Annotated in this window: 22 protein-coding genes and 1 pseudogene; 4 read left to right on the top strand and 19 right to left on the bottom strand. The window is 32.0% G+C overall.

Going from position 1 to position 24,981, the window contains the following annotated elements; all coding sequences use genetic code 11:
• Window positions 1-3: 3 nt before the first annotated feature.
• A pseudogene (locus KA830_RS04900) lies at window positions 4-917 on the bottom strand (NAD-dependent epimerase/dehydratase family protein).
• A gap of 121 nt (window positions 918-1,038) precedes the next feature.
• On the opposite strand from KA830_RS04900, the gene KA830_RS04895 reads away from it, so the two are divergent.
• Window positions 1,039-1,545: a GNAT family N-acetyltransferase gene (locus tag KA830_RS04895; protein ID WP_046207335.1), complete on the top strand. Its 507-nt coding sequence runs from the start codon at window positions 1,039-1,041 to the stop codon at window positions 1,543-1,545.
• A 368-nt stretch (window positions 1,546-1,913) separates the two neighbouring features.
• On the opposite strand, the gene KA830_RS04890 is transcribed toward KA830_RS04895, so the two are convergent.
• From KA830_RS04890 to KA830_RS04835, 12 genes are all read right to left on the bottom strand, one after another.
• Complete coding sequence (locus tag KA830_RS04890) at window positions 1,914-2,945, bottom strand: alpha/beta hydrolase (protein WP_070038992.1); 1,032 nt, start codon at window positions 2,943-2,945, stop codon at window positions 1,914-1,916.
• Between the two features lie 147 nt (window positions 2,946-3,092).
• The gene (locus KA830_RS04885) at window positions 3,093-4,160 is read right to left on the bottom strand and encodes a YkvI family membrane protein (RefSeq protein WP_064209560.1); all 1,068 of its coding nucleotides are present in this window, start codon (window positions 4,158-4,160) and stop codon (window positions 3,093-3,095) included.
• Window positions 4,161-4,696: 536 nt separating this feature from the next.
• A complete protein-coding gene (locus KA830_RS04880; protein WP_046207332.1) occupies window positions 4,697-5,197 on the bottom strand; it encodes a hypothetical protein in 501 nt (166 codons plus the stop codon).
• A gap of 185 nt (window positions 5,198-5,382) precedes the next feature.
• Window positions 5,383-5,748 (bottom strand): dihydroxyacetone kinase phosphoryl donor subunit DhaM, encoded by a 366-nt coding sequence (dhaM, locus tag KA830_RS04875; RefSeq protein ID WP_204180173.1) that lies wholly within the window; start codon window positions 5,746-5,748, stop codon window positions 5,383-5,385.
• Between the two features lies 1 nt (window position 5,749).
• Complete coding sequence (dhaL, locus tag KA830_RS04870) at window positions 5,750-6,325, bottom strand: dihydroxyacetone kinase subunit DhaL (protein ID WP_204180172.1); 576 nt, start codon at window positions 6,323-6,325, stop codon at window positions 5,750-5,752.
• A 31-nt stretch (window positions 6,326-6,356) separates the two neighbouring features.
• Window positions 6,357-7,325: a dihydroxyacetone kinase subunit DhaK gene (dhaK, locus tag KA830_RS04865; RefSeq protein ID WP_107360151.1), complete on the bottom strand. Its 969-nt coding sequence runs from the start codon at window positions 7,323-7,325 to the stop codon at window positions 6,357-6,359.
• Between the two features lie 238 nt (window positions 7,326-7,563).
• Window positions 7,564-8,580: a FecCD family ABC transporter permease gene (locus tag KA830_RS04860; RefSeq protein ID WP_204180171.1), complete on the bottom strand. Its 1,017-nt coding sequence runs from the start codon at window positions 8,578-8,580 to the stop codon at window positions 7,564-7,566.
• Window positions 8,577-9,578 carry a FecCD family ABC transporter permease gene (locus tag KA830_RS04855; protein WP_204180170.1) on the bottom strand — a complete coding sequence of 334 codons (1,002 nt, stop codon included), beginning with the start codon at window positions 9,576-9,578 and terminating at the stop codon, window positions 8,577-8,579. Before KA830_RS04855 ends, KA830_RS04860 begins: the two co-directional genes overlap by 4 nt.
• Before the next feature lie 8 nt (window positions 9,579-9,586).
• Window positions 9,587-10,390 carry an ABC transporter ATP-binding protein gene (locus tag KA830_RS04850; RefSeq protein WP_046207326.1) on the bottom strand — a complete coding sequence of 268 codons (804 nt, stop codon included), beginning with the start codon at window positions 10,388-10,390 and terminating at the stop codon, window positions 9,587-9,589.
• 313 nt (window positions 10,391-10,703) lie between these two features.
• The gene (locus KA830_RS04845; RefSeq protein WP_046207325.1) at window positions 10,704-11,540 is read right to left on the bottom strand and encodes a YitT family protein; all 837 of its coding nucleotides are present in this window, start codon (window positions 11,538-11,540) and stop codon (window positions 10,704-10,706) included.
• Between the two features lie 649 nt (window positions 11,541-12,189).
• Window positions 12,190-13,419 carry a NupC/NupG family nucleoside CNT transporter gene (locus tag KA830_RS04840; protein WP_070657593.1) on the bottom strand — a complete coding sequence of 410 codons (1,230 nt, stop codon included), beginning with the start codon at window positions 13,417-13,419 and terminating at the stop codon, window positions 12,190-12,192.
• A 338-nt stretch (window positions 13,420-13,757) separates the two neighbouring features.
• Complete coding sequence (locus KA830_RS04835; RefSeq protein WP_204180168.1) at window positions 13,758-15,476, bottom strand: ABC transporter ATP-binding protein; 1,719 nt, start codon at window positions 15,474-15,476, stop codon at window positions 13,758-13,760.
• Window positions 15,477-15,717: 241 nt separating this feature from the next.
• Between KA830_RS04835 and pbp4 the strand changes: the two genes are divergently transcribed.
• Complete coding sequence (gene pbp4 / locus KA830_RS04830) at window positions 15,718-17,010, top strand: penicillin-binding protein PBP4 (RefSeq protein WP_204180167.1); 1,293 nt, start codon at window positions 15,718-15,720, stop codon at window positions 17,008-17,010.
• A 202-nt stretch (window positions 17,011-17,212) separates the two neighbouring features.
• On the opposite strand, the gene tagD is transcribed toward pbp4, so the two are convergent.
• The 4 genes from tagD to KA830_RS04810 form a co-directional block, all read right to left on the bottom strand.
• Complete coding sequence (tagD, locus tag KA830_RS04825; RefSeq protein ID WP_019468395.1) at window positions 17,213-17,611, bottom strand: glycerol-3-phosphate cytidylyltransferase; 399 nt, start codon at window positions 17,609-17,611, stop codon at window positions 17,213-17,215.
• 91 nt (window positions 17,612-17,702) lie between these two features.
• The gene (locus KA830_RS04820; RefSeq protein ID WP_070038982.1) at window positions 17,703-18,761 is read right to left on the bottom strand and encodes a glycosyltransferase family 2 protein; all 1,059 of its coding nucleotides are present in this window, start codon (window positions 18,759-18,761) and stop codon (window positions 17,703-17,705) included.
• Entirely contained in the window at window positions 18,758-19,849 is a 1,092-nt protein-coding gene (tarB, locus tag KA830_RS04815) for a teichoic acid glycerol-phosphate primase TarB (protein WP_204180166.1), read from the bottom strand. The genes KA830_RS04820 and tarB overlap by 4 nt, the downstream gene beginning before the upstream one ends.
• Before the next feature lie 129 nt (window positions 19,850-19,978).
• Window positions 19,979-20,779: an ABC transporter permease gene (locus KA830_RS04810; RefSeq protein ID WP_019468398.1), complete on the bottom strand. Its 801-nt coding sequence runs from the start codon at window positions 20,777-20,779 to the stop codon at window positions 19,979-19,981.
• Window positions 20,780-21,144: 365 nt separating this feature from the next.
• Between KA830_RS04810 and tagH the strand changes: the two genes are divergently transcribed.
• A complete protein-coding gene (gene tagH, locus KA830_RS04805; protein WP_046207318.1) occupies window positions 21,145-21,939 on the top strand; it encodes a teichoic acids export ABC transporter ATP-binding subunit TagH in 795 nt (264 codons plus the stop codon).
• Window positions 21,940-22,095: 156 nt separating this feature from the next.
• On the opposite strand, the gene tarA is transcribed toward tagH, so the two are convergent.
• Entirely contained in the window at window positions 22,096-22,842 is a 747-nt protein-coding gene (tarA, locus tag KA830_RS04800; protein WP_210134089.1) for an N-acetylglucosaminyldiphosphoundecaprenol N-acetyl-beta-D-mannosaminyltransferase TarA, read from the bottom strand.
• 255 nt (window positions 22,843-23,097) lie between these two features.
• On the opposite strand from tarA, the gene KA830_RS04795 reads away from it, so the two are divergent.
• The gene (locus KA830_RS04795) at window positions 23,098-23,847 is read left to right on the top strand and encodes a M50 family metallopeptidase (RefSeq protein ID WP_204180164.1); all 750 of its coding nucleotides are present in this window, start codon (window positions 23,098-23,100) and stop codon (window positions 23,845-23,847) included.
• A gap of 404 nt (window positions 23,848-24,251) precedes the next feature.
• On the opposite strand, the gene KA830_RS04790 is transcribed toward KA830_RS04795, so the two are convergent.
• The gene (locus KA830_RS04790; protein WP_046207315.1) at window positions 24,252-24,896 is read right to left on the bottom strand and encodes a metal-dependent transcriptional regulator; all 645 of its coding nucleotides are present in this window, start codon (window positions 24,894-24,896) and stop codon (window positions 24,252-24,254) included.
• Between the last annotated feature and the right edge of the window lie 85 nt (window positions 24,897-24,981).

Genomic DNA, 24,981 nt, shown 5'->3' with positions numbered 1-24,981 from the left:
CAATTATTTTGTATATTTTATATTTTCCCTGGAGTTAATTCGACCTTGGTAATGTTTAATGCGGCAATCAATTTCAAATCCTCGCATCATTAAATCTTGGAAAGGTGATTGCATTAAGTAATAAACAGGCCAAGTTAATTTAGGAATATAATCAAACAAATGAACGATGACTTGTTGTGTGTCTTTTAATTTGCGAAATTCTAATTTCCCTTGCTTTTTTAAATTAGGTTTTACAATTCTACCACTCACAAGATGCAACGTAATGATGTCTTTTTCAGTGTTCTCTTTGCGCAGTACTAGTATAGGTGTTTGTTTTTCATGTACACAATGAAATTATCCCCTTGTTTTGCTGTATGCAACAATGTTCCTTTCGTTTCATCTAGCCACTTAAAATAATATGTTACCATTTGGCTTAATGTCCAATTCATCGGTAGTTGTATACTTAACGCACTTCTGACATCATCATATTTTGAAGTCTGTAACTCAACTGCTACGTGAGGGCGAGCGACTTCTGCCGTCGTTTCTTCTACTTCAGTACCGTATGCTGATAAACGCTGCTTCGTTTCAACATCGAAGCGACTACCACTAATATATATTATCTTACTCACACCTTGTTTGGCAGCAGCTCTCCCAAAATTATCTGCAGCTATCAAATTGATATCTCTAGCAGTTGCATGCGTCAGCTTAGCAGAATGCTTGGTTGGATCTAAATAAAATATTGCAATATCTATACCGTCCATAGCAGTTAAAACATCATTATAGTTATAAATATCTTTTTCTAGCCAAATAATTTCTTGATATTCTTTTTCTTTTGGATACTTAGACAATGTATATAAGATTCCTTCATCTTTAATGGATTCAATTAGATATTTTCCTATATAACCTGTAACACCCGCAAGCAATATATTTGGTTTCATTATACGACATCCTTTATCATATATTTTTCTTGTTTTAAATATTCCCTAGTAAATTCATGTTAATGATGTTAAGTTATACTATAACTGAGTTTTAAAAATTAGAAATGAGGAGTGGACATATATGGTTCATCAAATTCGAGAAATTGGTATCAACGATATAGAACCTTTTATAAAACTATTAAGTACAATCTATGATGAATCTGATTATTTGATATACAATCCTGGTGAGTATGCGCCCTCTAATACGGATGCTATTGCAACCTTAGAACATTATATAACTTCTCCTTCTAATGCAATTTATATTGCAGAAAACAATGGCGAACTCGTAGGATTTGCAATTGTCACTACCGAAAGTTTCGAACGTACACGACATGAAGCACACTTTTCTATGGGAGTTATAAGGCATTATCGTGAAAAAGGATTAGGACAATCATTAATTAATTCCATAGAAGCTTGGTGCTTAAACCATGACATTCACCGTATTGAAGTTGAAGTAGTTCCCGAAAATACGACCGCTGTTGATTTATTTAAAAGTGCAAACTATCAAGTCGAAGGAGAACTTAAAGATAAATTGTTTATTGATCATCGATATTATAATAAATATATCATGGCAAAATTACTAATTTAATGATTTTAATGTAATAAATTAGTAAATAGTTCCTTATTTGCAGTTTAATCGTTTTTGGATAAATATCCAAATGACAACTTCGTCTTCATCTATATTTTAACAATTAAACCATTATTGAAGTGTATATGATACCAACCAAACCTAGCTTGCTTACACCTTTATATTATCACTTCCATATGTTCTGTATATCCTTCTATTTCAATTTCAATCGTTTAGTCAAAAGAACGAGTAAGTTAAATCGAGTCTATACATTATTATTAAAAAACACTTCCGTATGAATACATCTCATTTGCATTCAACGAAAGTGTTTTTTAATTTCCTTAAAACATTGATGTTATTTAAATCAAACATAGTTACATCATCGATATCTAATATGGGTTTAATTCAACTCCATTTGGATTCGCTTCTTCAGATTGATATTCCGTTTCAACGCCTGAAGAAGTTGTATTTCTGCTTAAAAACCTTAAGACGTCTTTCATATTTTGCTGTGATTCTGGCAATTCCATATGAAATTGATACTGATGTCTCAATTTATGAGAACCGTCATAAAATAATGTATCCACCGGTACGTCTGTTGACTTTAATTTTTTATAGAATTCAATATTCTGACTATAAAATGGGTCGGCATCGCCCACTGATAAAAATGTTGGCGGATAATCTTCTGTAACTTGATTGATGGTAGACATCTCACTTATATACTTAAATTGTTGTTCCCAATCTCGTTTTCCAGTATAGCTTTCCATAAAGAGCTGAATTCTTGGGAATTCTGTCGCTCTAACTGTCTTCATGTCATAAAAGCCACCAAAAAAGATAGCTGCTTTAAGCTGATCTGCTTCAAATTGTTGCTTAAAGTTCATATCCTCTCTTAAAGATTTATTCGTTTGTATTGCTGTATATTGGCTTGATAACTGCGCACCTGCGGAATCACCGCCAAAAATAACTTGATTGAAATCAATTGGTAACTCATGTTTATTTCTCTTAATAAAACTTACCGCTTGATCAATCTGTTGTAACTGGGTAGGATATTTAAAATCTGGTGCAAGTGCATAATTAATATTCACCACAATATATCCTTGTTCAGCAATTTTAGATAATAATGGGTTTTTATATTGTTTATCTCCCGCAATAAATCCTCCGCCATGCATCCAAAAAATGACTGGAAGTTTGTTATCTTGATCTAATTCATTTGGCGTTAATATATCAAGTCGACTATTGGGTGCCCCTTTTCCATATGTGATATTTGTAAAAGCATTCACATTTTTATTATTAATTTGAACTTTTTCGTTTACTCTACTCGAGTTTTGTCTATCATACTGTAGTTTTAAAAGTACTGCCATAACTACTACAACCGTGACTATGATAAACGTTGTGATAAGGGTCCATTTATGTTTTTTCTTCATAGATTACCTTTCCTTTCGGAAGCATTGTACCATAATAAATAAATTCACAATAGTATTACAAGGATAATAAACTAGAAAACTCAGCTTGCATACGTTAGCAAGCTGAGTTATATCATATATCAATTTACAATTTTTCACTTTTAAAAGTTAAGCAATAAATTTCTTGTTTTGTCGTTTTCTACTGTAATACTTAATAAGTACTCCAATAACAACAATAAGACCAACATATCCCATTATTGGATATAAATAGTTGATTAAACCTGCGAAACCTACAAAGCTTAAACCATAAGCCACAAGTACCATAACTATGATAAAGATATGATATTTTTTACTATACGGTTCTGTAAATCTCGCTGCAAATGAATACATTAAACCAAGAATTGTATTATACATTACTGCTAACATAATTACTGATAACACTAGTGCTATCCAAGGATTAATTGCATTTGCTAATGTTAACATCGGAATATCTGCATCTTTGATTTTTGGAAATTCAGACTGTAATGCAAAGTTAATTAACGCTAATAACACGGTATAAATAATACCACCAAATAGCGCACCAGCGCCTGAAACACGACGCCTTGAAGCATCGCCGCCTATAGCGACAATAGTACTGAATCCTACCGCAAATGCAAGACCACCATAGTTAATACCTTTAAGTATACCTAACCATAAGCTGTCACTTGGTACAGTTTCGTTAACTTTACCTAATGAAATACTACCATTGAAAAGATAGTAAGCAGCAATAATAACTACTAATATAATTAAGAATGGCGTAACAATACCTAAAGCTCGTACGATTTTATTAAAGTCCATCAATAGTGTGATATATATTGCAATTACCATTATCAATGCACCTAACCACGTTGGTACACCGAAACTTTCTTGAAATGTTGATCCTGCTCCAGCAATCATAGTAACTGAAATACCAAATAAGAAAAAGATTAGTAAGTAATCTACGATTTTACTGAACGCATTTCCAAATAAGTAGTCCAAAGTTGATTCATGGTTTTGTGCGTCAAACGCAGTACCAATTTTCGCAACTTGTCTACCAATAAATCCTAAAATTAGCCCAGAAAGTAAAACACCAATATATGACCATAAGCCATATGGCGAGAAGAATTGCATAACTTCCTGTCCTGTTGAAAAGCCAGCACCTACTACGATACCGACGTAAGCGAAACCAATTTTTATAGCTTCTTTATTCAACCCCATGTGATAAATAACCTCCTCATAGTTAACACATTTTGTAATTATAACGTACTGACTGTAATTTGCAACATGAGAAAATTAAGATTTGTACAATTCATTAAAATTAAACATAATAGTTAAACAATATATTTCTTTTTAATCATTCATTTTATCTTTTAAAAATAAATCGTCAATTCCAAGATACACTATAAATATGAATAAATTCCAATAACTTTTTGCAAATTTATACATTTCTAAATTTCATAATAATTCAAAAATTATAATGAAAAATTTTTTGAAAAAATTTTCATTGCTTCATCATCTAATGTACCAAACAAATATAAAAAATAAATTTAAGTCTTATTTTCATTAATGTTATAACAATAAAACAAAGAAAACGGAGCAGAAACTTTACTGATTTAAAATAAATATCTGAACTATGCTCATGAAAAAGGCTGAGACAATCAATTTGTCTCAGCCTCAAAAAGTCATTTTCATATACAATTGTTTTCACATCAGAATTAAACACTATTCTATGATTTAACTGTCACTTACTCAAGTTAATGTGCATTTTTAAAACGATTAAGTTCATTGAAATCAACGACAACATTATCTAAACGTTTTGCTGTTTCTTTTAGTACATTACGCGCAACGCTATTAGTTGGATCTAGTTTAAGTATTTGACGAGAAATCTCTAATGCTTTTTTATCAGAAATGACTGGTTCAGGAACTGCATGTAATAACAACATCTGTAATAAGCTTTTTACTTCTTTGCCGTCAGTAAGTTTTATGGATGACTCTGCATGATAATATGCAGAATCTAAAGCACCTTGTAGTTCACTTAATGGATAAACGAGTAGTAGAAAAGCTAAGTCATGCATTTCTGCTGTTTCTTCAGTTTTCATCATATCTAAAATACATGTATAAAACATGATACTTTCCACTTCGTGAGCGCTTGAGATATAAGCTTCTTCAAATTCCATAAAATCTGTCTGGGACATAAGACGGTATACTGATTCAAATTCGCCGTTTAAGACATGCTTTTGTATCAATTCTTTCATTGCAATGTCCTCCTAGATATCCAGATTTCTTTAACAGTTAAGTCTCATTTTACCATATCTTAATTATATATTCATATAAAAAAGAATATTTTTGTCAAGTTAATTGAAGCAGTTAGAACGACATACGCTATATATATATATATCATTATAACTACTTGAAAGAGACCATTGATTTATACTTTGGATTAGCCAAATTTCGTATTCAACTCATCTAACACTTCATCTATAGTCTTTCCTACAGAAAGATTTACTGCTGCAGTAAAAGTACCTTCAACAATCGGGGCATCTATTTTTTCTAAACGATGCTCTCCCTCATACATCTCAATCGCTAAATCTGTATTCATTTCAGCAGAACCTATGTCATAAAAACATAATGCGTCGTCATCTATTTGATTCACCATTGTTTGGATATCATCGTATGATGTGCCAATTTCACCATGCACACCACCTTGTGCAGTAATCTTAATATTCTCTCCTACCATTTGATTTACCAAAGCTTTTGTACCATCTGCTATCTCTTTACTATGGCTTACAATAATAATTTGTGTCATATTAATCAGCTCCTATTAATGCGCTTAAAATATATACACTGCTTTGTGCACCCGGGTCCACATGCCCTTTTGACGCTTCTTTAAAATAGGCTGCTCTACCTTTCGTTGCTTCTATATCCTTAGTTGCTTCTGCCAAAGATTGTAAATCTTCAAATGATAAAGTTTCACCATTATTTATCGCTTTGTTGGTACGTTCAATAACGTCATACATTGTCTTTTCATTTAACTCTACTTTCCCACGTTGCGCAACTGCCTCCGAAAATGTGTTAAGCATTGTTTTTAAATTCTCTTTATCAATTTCATCACCAACAACTTGAGACATTTTCACAAAACTAAATCCATAAAGTGGACCAGAAGCACCACCAATATTAGACATTAAAGCCATACCAGTAGATTTTAATAATGCAGACACAGAGCTATCATCTAGCTGGTCGGGTAAAGCTTTAAACCCTCTTAACATATTTACGCCATGATCACCGTCACCAATTGCTCTATCTAATTCTGTTAATAATGATTCTTTCTCTTCAAAGACATCAACTAAATTAAGCAATCTATCTTTTAACTCTGACACATTCATTCCGCTTCACTTCCTAACCTATATTTTTTATTTAAGCATTAAAGTACGGGCTACTTGTCGGTGCAATCAATGCTTCATAAACTTGTTCCGTATATGGTAAAAATGTTATTGATAAACCTTCCATATCTAATGAAGTCATATAGTCTCCAACTAACCATAATTTCACATCTTTTTGTTTATCTTCGAGTTGTTGTGCCACGTATTTTGTTGCAATATTTAGTTCAGATAAAGGTGTAGCTCCCATACCGTTTATCATCACAATAAGTCGTTCATCATCTACCTCTTTCAATAGTTCGGCAATCAATCGTTCAACGACTAAATCTACACTTTCAACTTTTTGGCGTGAGAGACCTTTTTCACCATGTATGCCGATACCAATCTCCATAGATTCATCATCTATATCAAAGCCATATTGACCTGTTGTTGGAACCAATGGTGGCGTTAAAGCCATACCTATTGATTTGATAGTTGGTAATAATTCATTTAATTTTTCTTTAATTTGCGATAGTGAGGCTCCGTTTTCTGCTAAATATCCAGCTATTTTATGCACAAATACTGTTCCAGCAACGCCTCTACGTTGTGCTTCATCACTAACAGCAACATCGTCTTTGACCACAACGGTTTCTACTTGGATATCTTCCATTTCTGCCATTTCTTGTGCCATTTCAAAATTCATGACATCACCTGCATAGTTTTTAACAACAAGCAGTACACCATCTCCATTGTCCACAGCTTTAATCGCACTTAAAATTTTATCTGGCGTTGGAGATGTAAATACCTCACCACACACTGCAGCATCTAACATACCTTGCGCTACGTAACCTGCATGTGCTGGCTCATGACCACTGCCACCACCAGATACAATCGCTACGCCTTTTTCTTTTTTATGTTTACGTACAACCACCGTATCAGCAATTACTTCGACATTTTTATTTGAAATCGAAAGACCATCTAACATATCTGGTAAAAATTGTGTTTTATCTTTAATGAGCTTTTTCATATTGAGGACCTCCTGTTTTCACTATTCACTTATAGTATACCCTACACACAAATGTAAACGCTAACAACTCAAAGGGTTTATTTAAAAAAAGAGCGGGTTCTCAATCAATCTTTTTCAAAATTGATTCTAAAACCCGCCCATCTGTAAAGTTTTTCTTAAATGACTATTTAGTTATAACAAAATTTTATTGCATACTTATTTATTACACACAAACATTTAATGATTTCTATTTTCATATTTAAACTGATTTTGTTTTATACATTAAATATAAAAAATAAGGTGCGCCTATGATTGATACAACAATACCAGCTGGCATACCAGAAGGCTGTAATACCACTTGTCCGACAGTGTCTGCCAACACAAGTAAAAAGGCACCAATAAATATGGAAATTGGTAGAAACATTTGATGTCTCGGACCAACAATTGATTTAGCAATATGTGGACCTAACAAACCTATAAAACCAATAGCTCCTGCCACGGATACTGCAGCTGACGACAGAACTACTGCTATTAACAATAATACAATTCGTTCTCTACCAATTTTCACACCTACACCTTGAGCAATATGTTGATGCGTATTTAATAAATTTAAAACATTCGCTTTTAATAATAAAAACGGTATCAGTACAATGACCCAAGGTAAAAAGGCAATTACAAACGCCCATTCATCGCCCCAAATATTACCCGCAAGCCATGAAGCAATAAACTCTGATTGATCTTCGTCAAATGTTGACATTAACGTCAAGGACCCACCACTTAAAGCAGTAGCCATACCCACGCCTACTAACACCATACTTGCTGGTGTGATACCTTCTCCTTTATTATAACTAAATGAAAAAATAACTAGCGCAGTCAGTATACCACCGATCATACTTATAATTGGTAATACATATACAAAATTATCTGCATTCACTTGACCAACTACAATAAATAGTGCTATAGCAAACCCACTACCTGCATTTATACCTAAAATACCAGGTTCCGCTAAAGGGTTTTTAGTTACACTTTGTATGATAGCTCCGCTCATTGCTAAAGCAGCACCAGCTAAAATAGTAATAACCATTCTCGGAAATCTAAATTCCATAAGTATGAGTGTGTCGGTATATTCACCTTGACCTATAAGCGTTTTAAAAAAAGTACCTATAGACATCTTATATTCACCTGAAGTCATACTCCAAGCACATGCAAATACCACCAATATTATAAGAATAATCATGGTAATGAACTGTTTATATCTTAATTTTGGGTCTATCATGAAAAGCGTCCTCCTCGTTTAACCAAATACAAGAAGTAAGGTACGCCAATAAATGAAATGATTGCACCTACTGGAGCTTCACCTAACATGCGCGCTACCGTATCAGCAACGAGTAGCAATAACCCGCCAATAACAGCAGTTAATGGTAGAACACGAGCGTAGTCTGTACCAACTAAATAACGTACAATATGTGGAACCATTAGTCCTACAAATGCTATTTGACCCACCATTGCTACGGCAATACCTGCCATAACCATGGATATAATCAAAGCAATTGCACGTGTTAAAGCAACATTTTGTCCCAATCCAATTGCTAAAGTTTCACCTAAATTTAAAATAGTTAGATGTTTACTCATCGCAATAATGATAACTAATGCAATAATAATAAATGGTGCTGCCCAAACAAGCTGCCCCCAAGTCGTACCAGAAACTCCACCAGCGCTCCAAAACGTTAAACTTTGATTTAATCTAAACAATAACGCTACACCTTGACTCAAGGCTGTTAGCAAAGCACTTACGGCAGCTCCGGCCAGTATAATTCTCATCGGATTAAAGCCATCACTTCTTGACCTGCCAATCATCAATACAATAAATCCACCCATGATTGCTCCGATAAATCCTGCAATCATAAGCACTATAAATGGTGCTGTTGGATAAAATGCAAAAGTTAGCGCTAACATAAATGAAGCGCCTGAATTTAATCCGATTAAACTCGGATCTGCTAAACCATTTTTAGTAACGCCTTGAATGACTGCACCTGAAGTCGCTAATGCTACACCTACAAGCATTGCTCCTATATCTCTTGGTATACGTATTTCACTAATAATATTATGTTGTTGATTCTTATTATCATAATTAAATATCGCATCAAATATTGTAGAAATGTGAATTTTAGCATCTCCAATCAATATTGATAACGTCAAAGCAATGACTAATAGAACCAAACTAATTATTAATGTTGTTGTGAAGCTTAATTTTCCCTTTTTTTGCGTAGCCATGATTACACCTAAATTTCTGAATAGCTTTTTCTACATAAATCATAGGTAACTAGCATAGGTTTCCCTGTTCTAGGGTCTGTACTAATCTCTACATCTATATTGAATACTTTTTCTAAGTTTTCTTTGGTTAAAACATCTTCTGTACCTCCAGCAGCAACAATGTCTCCTTGTTTCATCGTAATCAGATGATCTGAGAATCGAACTGCTTGATTAATATCATGCAACACCATAATAATAGTACAACCTTGTTCTTGATTTAATTGGGTAATTAATTCTAAAATTTCTAATTGATGTGAAATATCTAAATATGTTGTAGGCTCATCCAAGAAAATAATATCCGTTCTTTGAGCCAATGCCATCGCAATCCATACTCTTTGACGTTGACCACCACTCAAATCGTTGATAGAACGTAATCGGAATTCATAAGTACCTGTTACATTCATGGCCCAATCAATTTCCTTTTTATCTTCCGCAGAAAGTCTCCCAAATCCTTTTTGATGTGGAAAGCGACCATATGAAACAAGCTCTCCAACCGTAAGTCCATCGGCCACTTCTGGTGATTGTGGTAAAATCGCAATTTTTTTGGCAACTTCTTTTGTTGATTGTGTATGCAGATTTTCACCATCTAATTTAATTTCGCCATCTTTAATCGGTAAAAGACGTGACAATGCTTTTAGTAATGTAGACTTTCCACAACCATTGGGTCCTATAATAGATGTGATTTTACCAGTCGGAATATGAACATCTAAATTATCTACAATAACATTATCCCCATAACCTATCGTAACTTGTTCTCCTTCTAATCGAGTCATAATTTCCCTTCTTCCTAATACAAAATGTACCAAAAACAATCTATATCTATGTCATTTTTATTCTAATTTGCCCTTTAAATGATAATCATTATCACAGATGATATTATATCATTTTTTAGATATGATGACTAATAAATGTTTTATGATAGCAAGCAAAATGTATGGTTTATGAATATATTTTAAATTGCCATACAGTTTTTTTAGCAATATAAGAAAATTCTTAGTTATCGGATTATTGTAGCGATACTCAAATTAAAACCTTGATGTAGGATCTAATCCATACACCAAGGTTTTAATTAGCATTTTTTCATTTTTAATGTTCATCAATTAAGAAACCATTACCATAAACATCACGAACATCATGAATCACTAAGAATGCTTCGTTATCAATGCGTTTGATTAAACGTTTCGCTTTACTAACTTGCGTTTTAGTAATAACAACATACAATATGTCTTTTTCTTGTTTAGAGAAATAGCCTCTCCCATTTAAAATTGTCAACCCACGTCCTACCTGTTCATCAATCACTTTAGCTATTTCATCTGGTTTACTAGAAATAATCGTCATTGCTTTTTTCGTATTTAAACCTTCTATGACATAATCCATTACTTTTGTACCGATATAAAGTGAGATTACTGTAACCAACGCACTCGGAACAGGAATTACTGTTAATGAAATTGCAACAACAATTAAATCAAAGAACAACAGTGCATAAGGTGTACTAACATCTAAATATTTATTAGCAATTCTAGCTAAAATCGTTGTTCCTGCAGTTGTCCCTCCAGCAAGTACGATAATACCAATACCTAGACCTACAGACATGCCACCAAATACTGCATTAACTAAAATATTACCTGTCTCAATTTTCCAACTCACTGTTAATTCTAAAAATAGTGAGATTAATATTGTCGCTATTATCGTTAAATACATACTTCTCTTACTCAGAAACTTGTAACCTATAGCGATAAGTACTGCATTAAATACAAAGTTTGTTACACCAGGAGATATGTGAAAGGCATAATAAAGTACGATAGCTATACCGGTCACGCCTCCCTCGCCTAAATCAGCAGATATGATAAAAGTATTAACGCCTGCTGAAAATATAAATGACCCAATTATAACGAATAACAAATCTCGTACTGTTTTATTCACCCACATGACCCCCTCATATTAACTTCAATCAATTGAATATTAGCAAACTATCGAACATACCACAACAATATTTGAAAAAAATTCTGAATCACTTACTTGTAAAACCTTGATATTATAAGATTTCTTTTTATTACACTTTTAAAAGTTCAAAAATTCTGAATTTTCGGTTTACTTATACACTTTCCTTTGCTATAATAAAATTTATCTTCTTATTGATTGCCAATAAGAAGCCATCTCCTTTGTGTTGTTTATAGTAACATACAAAACAATTTTTGCTCGAGTATATTTTTAGTACCTAGTCCTTACTATTAATATACAATTAATTCATTTCCCGTATAAGCCAAGTAATATTGCATGTGTCTCCTCACGTCAATTACTTGGCTTTATTTTTTATTTTAAAATCGTCATAATACATATACGAACAAGCATTAATATAAAAAAGGAGCGTTATTGACATCAATAATCAATTGATTTCTCACGCTCCTTTTTTTACCGTCTATTGATATCAACTAAGTAATTAATACAACTTTTACTTCAAGACGATCGATTATAAATTCACTGTATTTAATTTTCTTACATGCTTGATAGACCTAGACAATTATTTCGACATATATCATCTTTAAGTGAGTCATTCACTTACAACCAATCATTACCAAGCAAACAAACCAACAAATCCAGCTGTCATTAACGATACTAAAATTCCTGCAAGCAACATCATTGGAACATATTGCGAAACAAAATCAGATGTTTTCTTATCTACAATGCCTTTCAATGTTCCAATAATCATCCCTATTGTTGAGAAGTTCGCAAACGATACTAAAAATGTTGCAATAACTGCACGTCTGTGTGGTGAGTATGAATCAATAACATCTTTAATTTGACCCATCACCACAAATTCGTTTGTCACAATTTTTTTCGCCATTTGTTGTGCCACTATCCATGCCTCATCAAACGGTAATCCTAGTAATAAAGCAAATGGATACATAAAAGTACCGAGAATTTGATCTAGGCCAAAACTTCCTTTTATACCAGCCCAACCACCGATAATACCTGTGATTAAATTAATAAAACGGTCAATTAAATCAGAAAGTGCAACAAAACTGATAACAAAAGCAATGATGATTAAAATCAATTTACCTGCATTTAATACTGAATCTCCTAAAAATGAGAAAAACGGCTGTTTTTCAATTTCTTCATTACGGATACTATAAATAATATCTTCTTTTTCTTCCACAGAAACAGGATTTAAAATAGAAGAAACTATAATTGCATTAATGATATTTAATGGAATAGCAGTTAGCACTAAGTCACCTGGTATCATCGATACATACGCGCCAACAATTGCACCAGATATCGAACTCATGGACATCATTGCCACTGTTAACACACGTGTTTCTTTCATGCGTTTCAATTGTTCATTTGAAACTGCTAATGCTTCTGTATTACCTAAAAACATCATTTCTATACCAAAGAAAGATTCGAATTTTGGCTGACGTGTAATTTTAGCTAAAGCCCAACCAATACCACCTATAACTTTGGGTAAAATATTAAAATACATCAAAATATCAAAAAGTGGTACTACTAATAGAATTGGAAATAGCGCACTCACAGCCATATCCATCATTTCTGTATTTGTCCAACTGGCAAAAGCAAATCCCGTACCTACATGTGCAGAATCAATAACCCATGATATACCATTTGCCAATAATTGAACCGCTAACTTCCCCCAAGGGAAATACATAAAGAACCATGCTAAGAATAAGTTGATTACGACTAAAATGCCAATAGATTTCCACTGGATATCTGATTTCTTTCTGGAAAAAAGTACAGCAATACCTAAAAACACAATTAACCCAATAATATTAATAAGTAAAAACATCATACACCCACCATTTCTTATTGAATAAATAACTACTTGAATATTTAAAAGCAACACTCGATTATGTATAAGAATTATTAAGATGAGTATATCTGCTCTCGCTCATTAAGTTAATTATCAATTTTAATTATATAGCAGCGAATATACTCATCTTAAATTTTGTAATCCATTTATTTAATTTCATTCTTGATAAAAATCTATCATTCCCCAAATGATTGTCACTTATGAATTCACAATAATTATACCATGTATGTACATTATATAAAATAAAAATTTTATGGTTCGTTTATAGTCAAAAAATATATTTATCCAGCATCCAATCATACGTGTTTTCAATATTACTTCGTTAAATTTTGTGTTTGAACAAATTGTTGATATTTTTCATGATTACCAATCAAATCCTGATGAGTGCCTAAGCCTGTCACACTACCGTTATCAATAAAAATAATTTGTTCAGCTTTTTTAATTGTAGATAGTCTGTGGGCAATCACGATTGTTGTTCTGTTTTCCATCAATTCTTCTAAAGCATCTTGAATCTTTCGCTCACTTTCGCTGTCTAAGTTAGCGGTTGCCTCATCCAATAATAAGATATCTGGATTTTTAACAAAACTTCTGGCAATATCTATACGTTGACGTTGGCCACCTGACAATTTCAAACCTCGCTCGCCAACAATTGTGTCATATCCATCTTCAAACGCTATAATAAATTCGTGACAATTTGCTAATTTTGCATAGTAAATTAATTCTTCGTTTGAGACTTCACGATTAATGCCATATAAAATGTTGTCTCTGATTGAGCCATTCATCATTGAATTAGATTGCATGACATAACCTATTTTCTCACGCCAATGTCCTAGATCTATATCATAAATCGATTGGTCGCCATAAGTGATATCACCTTGTTCTATGTCATACATTCGTTCAATAATATTGAAAATTGTACTCTTACCTGAACCAGAAGGTCCTACAAAAGCAGTAATACTACCAGATGGTATATCAAAACTCACATTTGTAAGAATCGGTTTATTACCGTATTTAAAATGTACATTTTCAAATGTTAAATTACCATCAATCATTGGTTTTGCTTGTTCTATTTCAAAAACTTCAGTAGGTTCTTCCATGATTTCATATATACGACTACTTGCCCCTACAGCCTTTTTATAATCTGTAACCAAAGTTGATAAATTAATGATAGGTTGCGTAAGTTGAATAACATAAAAAATCATTGCAATTAAGGTTCCTGCTGTGATTGCTCCAGTAGAAATTCGAATTGCACCAAAACCTAAGATAACTGCAATCGTTAAAAGCATAATTACACCAGATATAGGTTGTATAATAGCTGTAATCTTAGCTTGCTTTAGTCCTAAAAAGTATATTTCTTGTAAATTCTTATGCGCATTATTTAACTCAATTTTTTCAGTACGTGAAACTTTAACTAAGCGCATTTCTGTTAATACACGACCTAGTAAGCCACTGAAATTCGCAATCTCTGCCTGTGTTTTTTTAGAAATATTTTGCATAATTTTACCTAATGGAATCATAATTAATACAAATATAGGTATCGTGATAAAAGTCAGCAAAGTCATTTGCCAATCCATCACAAATAACATTATTAAAGAGCCGATAATAGTCAATACTGAAGGCAATAAGTTGGGCAATTTTTGTGAAATAAATTCATTGATTACTTTTGTATCGTCTGTCAAACGACTCATCAATTGTCCACTTTCATTTTTATCAAAAAATGGCATTTTTAAGTGAATGATGTGTTTCCATAAAACGGATCGAATTGCATAAATGATTTTCTCACCAATTTTACTCAATAAATACAGTCCTATACCGCTAAGCAACGCATTCATAATAAATATAGAAATAAATGCTATGATAAACATCCAATTAATATTTTCAAAAGAAAATTTATCTACGAGCTTACCTGTAAAAAAAGGAACTACTAGTCCTGTAATACTACCTAATGAAGAAATTAAAACAGCTATGATAATCAGTCCAACAGGCCATGATAATTTTTTAAATAAGTAGAATAATGGATTCTCTTGATTCATATCTAAATTACCTCTTCTAAAAATATTTTAAATTACCTCTTACTTACATTAATTTTGAGCAGATTAATTTTAAAGTATTAAGTTAAATTAATTTCAATTTATTTTATCATGTTTTACACAATAATTTTCAATAAATTAGTTATAAAAAATATTCTTCTGTTTAATATTTTATAAACTACATACAATATGCTAAAATACCTCTATTGCAATAAAACAGAACATATTAAGAGGGAATGTAATTATGAGAAAGTTAATTCTGGCAATTGTAACTGTACTCTTCGTCGGTTCAATTATAACACCTTTTGCCAACGCTGAAACAGTCACACCTACACAGGCGGCAAATCAATATGGTTATAATGTTACTGATAATTATCAACCTGAAGGTGCAATAAATATTGCCCAAACCGGTCAAATTCTTTACCAATATAACGCTGATAAAGATTGGTATCCCGCTTCGATGAGCAAATTGATGACCATGTATTTAACACTCGAAGCCGTTAATCGTGGGGATTTATCTTTAGATGATAAAGTTAAAATCACAGACAAACATTACAGCATGTCTACCTTGCCTGAATTAAGTAATACCAAGCTTTATCCTGGAGAGACTTACACGATTAAAGAGTTACTCCAAATCACTGTTTCAAATTCAAGTAATGCCGCAGCGCTTATATTAGGTCAAGAAGTATCTAGAAACCTTTCAGATTTTACAGATGCAATGAACAAAAAAGCAAAATCAATAGGTATGAAAGATACACATTTTGTTAATCCAACAGGTGCTGAAAATAAACAATTAAAAGACTTTGCACCAAAAAAATATAAAAATGAAGAGAATAATACATCAACCGCTAAAGATTTTGCAATTTTAGCTCAACGTACCATTCAAGATACACCAAAAATCATTTATTTCACTAAACAATTAGCTCCAACGCAACACGGTGTTACATATTACACGTTCAATCACTCTTTAGAGGGTGCGGATATGAGTTTAGAGGGGACAGATGGTTTAAAAACTGGCTCTAGTGACATTGCAGATTACAATCACACTATCACTACAAAAAGAGATAAATTTAGAATTAATCAAACAATAATGGGTGCTGGTAACTACGACAACTTAGGTGGCGAGAAACAACGTAATATGATGGGCAATGCCTTAATGAATATGTCTTTTGATCAATATAAATATAAAAAAATTATTTCAAAAGGCAATCACAAAATTAATGGAAAAACATATTATGTAGAAAAAGACTTATACGATGTACTTCCAAATGATTTCGATAAAAATGATTATAACTATGTAATTGAAGATGGTAAATTGCATATTGAATATGATCGAAAATTTATTTCCGATAAATACGGCCCACCAACTGTTAAAGTAAGCAAACCAATTCTGCATCAAACTACGACAGTTGTGAAAACGACGTGGGATGAACATCCAATCCTCACTTTATTAGGAACGATATTAATCATAGCTGCAATCGCAATTATTATTTATCTTATTATCGAAACTTTCAAAAACAGAAAAAATCATAAATAAAGTCATGAATTATCAATGCCAAAATGATACCCCGAAAAGATGCTTTAACTTAGAAATCTTCTCGGGGTTTTTCATAGCTTGATCGTTCGATGACAAAACAAGTTGAGGCTGAGACATTACGATGTCCCAGCCTCACTTAATATATTTATTTAACATATGATCTATTAAAATTATAATTCAATATCAACAAATGACTGCTGATTTATTTTTCAGCATCACCATAAAGTTCTTTCTTGATTTTAGTAGTAGAAATACCTTCTGTACGGTTAAGGTAAATCACTTCACATTTATCTTTCAAGAAGTCAAACTCACCTTCCCAGTCGTGCCCCATTACAAAAGTATCTATTTCATAGCGATCGACGTCGATTTCTTTTTGTCCCCAGCCACTTTCAGGGATTACAAGATCAACATAACGAATAGACTCTAGCATCATCTTTCGTTGTTCATAATTATAATAAGACTTTTTATTTTTAATGCGATTAAATTCATCTGTAGATAGTGCAACTACTAAATAATCGCCCATTTCTCTAGCTCTTCTTAATAATTCAATGTGACCATAATGTAATAAATCATACGTTCCATAAGTAATAACACGTTTCATACGCTCATACTCCTTAACAAAATTTAATTAAAATTTACATTTTTTAAAAGTATAGCACACTGATTTGAAGTTTACGAACTATACCCAAAATTCATTTTTTTAATATTTGTTTTAATTTCATTTTACCTCTGAATTTTACACGTTTCGGTAACACTTCCATTTGAAAACGGTAATAATTCGGTCTACCAATGCCTACATTAAGTAATGCTTCTCGCCATTTTTTATATAACGCTTTATTCCAATTTTTTCCACATTGTTCAACAACCCTAATTATTCTAAACATTGCTTCTCCTGAATAATCTGCTTCTTGCATATTATTCATATAAGACGTTACGACATCTAAAAATGGTTCTGTTAATTTTTTATTATTTGTGAGAAATGCTTGCAACAAGTAACTGACAATGAGTTCATCCATACGATAACTGTAATAAATCCGTTCTTCTCTTAATAACAATGTGTGCATCACTCTATGTCTTACTTTAATCGCATCGCTCATATAATTTACAAAGCGATCTGCTCTTTGATCTGTCACCGATCCTTTTTCTTCATGATAACCATACACAATAAAAGGTAATAATTGCACATCTCGTGCTTTCTTATAAGCTGATATCATAAATGTATGCTCTTCACAAAACACTACATCTTCATCGAAGCGTAAATCTTTGAATGTCGCACTAAATAGCTTGCCTCCTGGACCGATAGATTGCATCATTTCAGGACATTGTGCTAAATTCACTTTATCAAATTTTTGTATGGGTTGGTGTGTATAAAAACTTTGCCACGCACCTTTATTTAGTCTTCCAATTTGTCCTAGTACAATATCTACATGTTCATCCTGTTGAAAGTAATCTGCCATAGCATCGATACTATTTGGTAAAAATTCATCATCTGCATCTAAAAACATAAAAGCATCACCAGTAACATACTCCAATGCCTTATTTCTGCTTACAGCTGCACCTTGATTTGCTTGATTAATAATACGAATGTTTTTGTATGCTTTTTGTAGTCTTTCTAAAACTTGTTTACTTTCATCTGTTGATCCATCATTGATACAAATAATTTCATAATCTTGCTTTGTATCCACCGAGCTTATTGCTCTTTGAAGTGTATTTGCTGCATTATAGACAGGTATGATAATTGATATTTTCATGTTTTCACCATTTTCTCTATATGATTTATAACCTGAGTTAAGCTGTTTTGAACATTATAGTCATGCCAATTTTTGAACAATGGCATTAATGCACTTGCATGTGTTTGAAGTATATGAACGATATCTTCTTCGCTATATGCTTTGTAAAATTCCGGAATTTCATAATAATATGAATTTAGCCCCCGTACTTTTTCATAATTTGCTTCATCATAGACATAAAAAAGCGTCGGCTTATTTAACAAACTTGCTTCTATTGCTAATGAGCTATAATCTGTGATGATAACGTCCGCCATAACCATAAGCGATTGTAGACTAATATTGTGTTGCTCATCTTGAGGTAGTGATGGATGTAACTTACTCATCAATGTGTATGAAGGTAATGCTGTTTCAAAACGCGCCTTATCAATAATCTGATTGGCTTGGTGATGCTCGCGATACGTTGGCACATAAAGCGCTAATTTATCATTGATACCATATTGTAACTTTAATGCTTGCTGCTTTTGTTTGATATCTAAATTTACATATGGAACAAGACGAGGCAATCCAGTTCTTAAAAATTGATCATCTTTCGCACCAAACGCGGATTTAAAACAATTCACCATTGGTTCGCCCCCTACTAAATATTTATCAGTAGCGCGATAAACATTTTTATATTGGTTCACCATTTTTTTATTATTTAAATCTACTTGGTGGTCAGTAAGTCCAAAATTTTTCAGTGCACCAACTGCGTGCCAAGTTTGAATGATTGTCTGTTGCGATTTCTTTTTGAAACCGCCAAACAATAAATAATATGTATCTATCACAATAATTTTTGCCGTACTCAAGGCCTTTATATGTTTAAAGACTTTTTTATTGCCCGCAGGTATAAATGTCACATTATCTAATTGTTCAACATATTTTCTATTACTTTCCTTGGCAATCACTGTCACTTCATAAGATTTTCGATTTAATGCTTCGATGATTGGAAGTACATCTTCAGCAAATGTCATCATGACGACAATATGATGATGATCTATTTTTTTCTTTATATATATCAAATTTAAAAAACTAATGATTGTCATATAAAGTTTTTTTATTAACTGTCTCAAATTTCCACCGCCGGTAATTATTTATTCTCTTTTATTATAGCTATTTTATATTTAAAATTATAGAAAAATCCTTTAATGACTTTTAAGCCACCAAAGGATTAAATATAAATCGTCTTTGTCTGAATTCCATTACATAAAGTCTGCAAAATGATCTCTATAACGCATATGCAATATAGATCCTATGACAAATAAAAACACAATGATAAAGAAGTTGTAAAATGTTAATTCCCAATGTGTAACAAAATACCATTCGTTATATAGAACCGATGCACGATACGCCTCAGCAAGATAATAAATTGGATTCAGTTGCATAACATCTTTAACAATACCTTCTGGCGGTACAATTAAAATAGATGAAGCAAAGAATACCATTCTCATCAATGCTTGAATTGCTGGTTGAGTATCTTTTACTAATACACCTAACGTAGAAGTAAACAATGCTACTGTTGTAGTAAAAATTAATGCAAATGGTACATATAAAAATAATTGTAATGTATAAATAGATGGATAATAACCACCTAACATACATAATAAAATAACAGCAACTAATAGTGCGATATGACCATAGAACCTACTCATCACTATATATGATGGTATAATTGATAACGGAAAATTCATCTTAGCGACATGATTATATTTACTTGCGATTGATTTCGTACCTTCTAAAATACCTTGGTTCACAAAGAACCACATACTAATACCAACGAGTAACCAATAAATAAATGGGACACCCTCGATTGGATTATTAGTTCTAATTCCTAGACCAAATACAAACCAATAAACCATAATTTGCATTGCTGGATTAATTAATTCCCAAGCCATACCAAGGTAATTATTGGTGTTAGTAATTTTAACTTGGAATTGTGCTAACCTTTGAATTAGATAGAAATTTTTAAAATGCTCTTTTAAGACTACCCACACTGCACTCATTTAAATAAACCACACTTTCAATCAATTTGCTAATCATAATTATGCTATAAAAAGTCTACATTCAAATCTAATATACGCTTTGTTATTCATCTTAACAACCTATATTTAATTGGGTAAATTAAATATTTTATGTAATAAAAGCGGATGTGCTTACTCATATGATTGTTGTATAATAGAAAAACAACAAAGCTAAAATAACCTCATTTCAGTTGATTTTATAACTTAAATTCAGTAAACTTTAACAATTGTATAAGAACGTTATCTTAAAATTTGTACTCACTTACTTTACAATAGGTTAATAAATTTAACAACTCATATATAATATAATATACTATATACTATCTGCAAATAAGGAAGGTAAAATTATGAATGTATCGGTTAACATTGAACATGTAACTAAAGAATACCGCATCTATCGCAATAATAAAGAGCGATTAAAAGACGCCTTAGTCCCTTTTAATAAAAACAAGACATTTTATGCGCTGAATGATTTGTCATTAACAGCATACGAAGGTGATGTTATAGGCCTTGTAGGCATCAATGGGTCAGGTAAATCTACGCTTAGTAATATTATTGGTGGCTCCCTATCTCCTACTGCTGGAGATGTGAATCGCCACGGTGAAGTTAGTGTGATTGCAATTAATGCTGGTTTAAATGGACAGTTAACAGGTATTGAAAACATAGAATTTAAAATGTTATGCATGGGATTCACAAGAAAACAGATTAAAGCCTTAACACCTGATATTATTGAATTCAGTGAACTAGGAGAATTCATTTATCAACCTGTTAAAAAATATTCTAGTGGTATGCGAGCCAAGTTAGGTTTCTCAATTAATATCACGACAAATCCAGACATTCTTGTCATTGACGAAGCATTATCAGTTGGAGACCAAACTTTTGCACAAAAATGTTTAGATAAAATTTACGAGTATAAAAAGCAAGGTAAAACTATTTTCTTCGTAAGCCATAATATGAAACAAGTGCGTGAATTTTGTACTAAAATCGCGTGGATAGAAGCTGGTAAATTAAAAAAATTCGGTGAACTAGACGAGGTTTTACCCGAATATGAAAAATTCTTAAACGGTTTTAAAAAATATTCCAAAGAGGAACAAAAAGCCTTTAGAAGTAAATTGGATAACTCAAGATTTGAAGTGAAATAATTTTATTGACTGTTAAATATCATAGATAACGACTGTACAATTGCATGATAATTTTAATAAATAAATCATAACTAAAATAAACTTATATTTGCTAAATATATCAAAGTCATTGTAGTAAAAAATCGGCTATAGCTTAACAATGCTATAGCCGATTTTTTATTGCTTTGCTTTTTGCTTAATCACTTTAAATACAAACTTTGGTATGGCTTTCATTCTGCCAAACCGTTTCCAATCAATGATAAAGCGATAAATCCATTCAATATTTAATTTACGAAATATTTTGGGCGCTCTTTTTTTCGTTCCGCTAAAAACTTCAATAGATCCGCCAACACCCATTAGTAATGTCTGTTTAAAATAATGATCATAACGTTCAATCCATTGTTCTTGCTTAGGATAACCCATCCCAACGAAAACATAATCTGGATTAAATGAACTCACGTGTTTCAATACCGTTTCATCTTCTAAATTAAAATAGCCATGGTGATAATCAAAATGAATATTAGGGTATTTTTCACTTAATTTCTTCACAGCTTGAACGACAACCTCATCTTTTGCACCTAATAAAAAAACCTTTTGATAATTAGCATTAGCAATTTTCAAACATGCTTCCATTAATTCTATACCTGGAACACGTTCTTTCAAAGGGGTTTTAAGCAGTTTTGAAGCCATAACTACACCTGTACCATCAGGAATGACATAGTCTGCTTTGTTAATTAACTTACGATATGCTTCATTTTCAGTAGAAAAGTCAACTATTTCAGGATTAGCAGTTACAATAAATAAATTTTTTTCAGATTGTGATTCAAAAAAAAGCTTTATACGGTCACGCATTTCTGTCAGCGTTACATTATCGAATAAAACAGATAATACGTTTACCTTTTCTAATTTATTAGCTCTTGTCATAATTGGTTATCTCCTAACTCAATTCTTTTTCTCGTTACCCTATAATACATTACTTGTAATATGAATACTGTTACTCTCGCATATATTACAATATTAATAAAACCTAGGTCAAACCGCTTTAAAATATAATATACATCAAAAGTCCAAATGATTTATGGATGATCTTACTTTATACTATTATATGTGAGATACTGTTTGATTATTATCGTATCTCGTAAAATATTAAATTTTCGTATTCTAAAAATGAGGTATTTCATGTCTAAGCTAAATGCGTTTTTCAGTTCTTCTATTCAATTACATCTTTATGGGATTGTTTTAGTGGCTATAATCTATATCATCATACATACTTATCGAAATAAACCTATCAACCAATTTTTAGATATCTATTTTAACTATATCCCTGTATTAACACATGAGTTTGGCCATATATTATTTAATAAATTGAGCGGTGGACGAGCGAGAGACTTAGTGATTGTGGCAAGACCAGCTGAGCGTCTAGCAACATCTCAACAAGGCTACGCCATAACACAATCAAAAAATAGTGTTGGTCAGTCCATCACTACATTCGGTGGCTACGTTATGCCGCCATTGATGTTATATATAGGATTTCTATCTACGCAATATCAATATCCAAGCTTGTTTATCACTGCTTACCTATTAATATTTATATATTTTGTATGCTTAACGTCTAGAAAGATATTACCAATGTTCATAGTATTACTTTTAATTTTTTTATTATATTGCTTATTTAAAAGTGATAATCAATTAGCGATACTTTATGTTATAACTATTACACAACATTTTATCTTAGGTGTTTTATTAGGAGAAGTTCTTCAATCATCTTGGACAATATTCAAATTGACTTTCTCATCAAATGAAATCACTTGGGATGGTAGCACTTTAAAAACATTGACTCATGTTCCAACCTTCATCTATAGCTTCATTTGGATAGCGATCAATTTATTTACTGTTTATCAATTATTCCGAGTTTACTTTATTCCTTAGACCTCTTCAAAAAGAGTCTAAGACATAAAGTTATTGGGTAAGTGAAAAAGCCAATATCCATTGAAATAATATAAAAATCGGCTTTAATAGGTTGTATTTTGATAAGACGCTTGAGGCAACAGGACAAACTGAAGACGACGGGCAGAAGCTGTCCTCTAAGAAAGCGCGCCAACAATACGCCGCAGCATTGAATAACAAGAAGCACACAGATAGATTGAATTAAATCATCTGTGTGCTATTTTTTAGGATTTATGACTCAGACTTTTTTCCTTTCAATATCACTATTAACTATTAAATATGACTACAATGTCCTTTTCAAGCTTTGTCTTATGCTTATTAGCTAGACGATTTCAATTTTTTAAATCCTTCTAAGTTGCATATAAAAAACTTCAGTATGCAAATTCTTATTTTTCTGCATAAATATGTTCTGCATTATCATAACTCAGTACTGTCACTTTTTCTTCTTTCTGCACCATTACTACTTTATTGGTATCATCTTTATCTAATATTTTTATTTGTTCACCAATCAATATAGATTTACTTGTTAAATAAACTAACAATTCTGTTCTATCTCGCACACGTTTTATCGTCACTATATCACCGGCTTCAAACGACAATAAATTTGTAGTATATATCTCTTTATATTTATTGTCTCTAGGGATAATACCACCGTGCGGACAAGTGATTGGGTAATCTAATAATTTGTCTAAACGTTCTACAAATAAGTGTGAAACTTTGTGTTCTAGCACCTCAGCTTCCTGATGTACCTCTTCCCAATTATATTCTAATATCTTAATTAAAAATAATTCTAATAATCGATGTCTTTTAATGATATCTAAGGTATATGTCAAACCTTCTTCTGACAATTGCACACCTTTATATGGCTTCGTTTCTACAAATCCCGATTTTTCTAAACGATTCACCATTTCACTTACAGATGGTGGTTTGATATTTAAATACTGGGATAACGTCTTGTTTGAAACGAAAGAATGATCGCCATTATGAGTCAAAATTGCTTTTAAATAATCTTCTTTTTCTTCAGTTAGCATGGTTTCACCTCTCAAGTCATTCACTTTATTGTATCACGAATCTACTTGACACGCTAAAAGTTAATGTTATATTATAAATTAAATT

Source organism: Staphylococcus sp. GDY8P119P, assembly GCF_017892075.1.
GTDB lineage: Bacteria > Bacillota > Bacilli > Staphylococcales > Staphylococcaceae > Staphylococcus > Staphylococcus ureilyticus.
The sequence above is the reverse complement of the archived record's forward strand: the minus strand, read 5'-3'. Positions and strand labels throughout refer to the sequence as shown.

What these genes read in the sequence shown, in the direction of transcription:
- dhaM (WP_204180173.1), bottom strand. Translation starts at nt 5,748, where the DNA reads ATGACACAAATTATTATTGTAAGCCATAGTAAAGAGATAGCAGATGGT.
- tagH (WP_046207318.1), top strand. Translation starts at nt 21,145, where the DNA reads ATGAATGTATCGGTTAACATTGAACATGTAACTAAAGAATACCGCATC.
- dhaK (WP_107360151.1), bottom strand. Translation starts at nt 7,325, where the DNA reads ATGAAAAAGCTCATTAAAGATAAAACACAATTTTTACCAGATATGTTA.
- dhaL (WP_204180172.1), bottom strand. Translation starts at nt 6,325, where the DNA reads ATGAATGTGTCAGAGTTAAAAGATAGATTGCTTAATTTAGTTGATGTC.
- KA830_RS04895 (WP_046207335.1), top strand. Translation starts at nt 1,039, where the DNA reads ATGGTTCATCAAATTCGAGAAATTGGTATCAACGATATAGAACCTTTT.
- KA830_RS04890 (WP_070038992.1), bottom strand. Translation starts at nt 2,945, where the DNA reads ATGAAGAAAAAACATAAATGGACCCTTATCACAACGTTTATCATAGTC.
- KA830_RS04855 (WP_204180170.1), bottom strand. Translation starts at nt 9,578, where the DNA reads ATGGCTACGCAAAAAAAGGGAAAATTAAGCTTCACAACAACATTAATA.
- KA830_RS04885 (WP_064209560.1), bottom strand. Translation starts at nt 4,160, where the DNA reads ATGGGGTTGAATAAAGAAGCTATAAAAATTGGTTTCGCTTACGTCGGT.
- KA830_RS04835 (WP_204180168.1), bottom strand. Translation starts at nt 15,476, where the DNA reads ATGAATCAAGAGAATCCATTATTCTACTTATTTAAAAAATTATCATGG.
- KA830_RS04795 (WP_204180164.1), top strand. Translation starts at nt 23,098, where the DNA reads ATGTCTAAGCTAAATGCGTTTTTCAGTTCTTCTATTCAATTACATCTT.
- KA830_RS04810 (WP_019468398.1), bottom strand. Translation starts at nt 20,779, where the DNA reads ATGAGTGCAGTGTGGGTAGTCTTAAAAGAGCATTTTAAAAATTTCTAT.
- KA830_RS04880 (WP_046207332.1), bottom strand. Translation starts at nt 5,197, where the DNA reads ATGAAAGAATTGATACAAAAGCATGTCTTAAACGGCGAATTTGAATCA.
- KA830_RS04790 (WP_046207315.1), bottom strand. Translation starts at nt 24,896, where the DNA reads ATGCTAACTGAAGAAAAAGAAGATTATTTAAAAGCAATTTTGACTCAT.
- KA830_RS04820 (WP_070038982.1), bottom strand. Translation starts at nt 18,761, where the DNA reads ATGAAAATATCAATTATCATACCTGTCTATAATGCAGCAAATACACTT.
- KA830_RS04850 (WP_046207326.1), bottom strand. Translation starts at nt 10,390, where the DNA reads ATGACTCGATTAGAAGGAGAACAAGTTACGATAGGTTATGGGGATAAT.
- tagD (WP_019468395.1), bottom strand. Translation starts at nt 17,611, where the DNA reads ATGAAACGTGTTATTACTTATGGAACGTATGATTTATTACATTATGGT.
- pbp4 (WP_204180167.1), top strand. Translation starts at nt 15,718, where the DNA reads ATGAGAAAGTTAATTCTGGCAATTGTAACTGTACTCTTCGTCGGTTCA.
- KA830_RS04840 (WP_070657593.1), bottom strand. Translation starts at nt 13,419, where the DNA reads ATGTTTTTACTTATTAATATTATTGGGTTAATTGTGTTTTTAGGTATT.
- tarA (WP_210134089.1), bottom strand. Translation starts at nt 22,842, where the DNA reads ATGACAAGAGCTAATAAATTAGAAAAGGTAAACGTATTATCTGTTTTA.
- KA830_RS04860 (WP_204180171.1), bottom strand. Translation starts at nt 8,580, where the DNA reads ATGATAGACCCAAAATTAAGATATAAACAGTTCATTACCATGATTATT.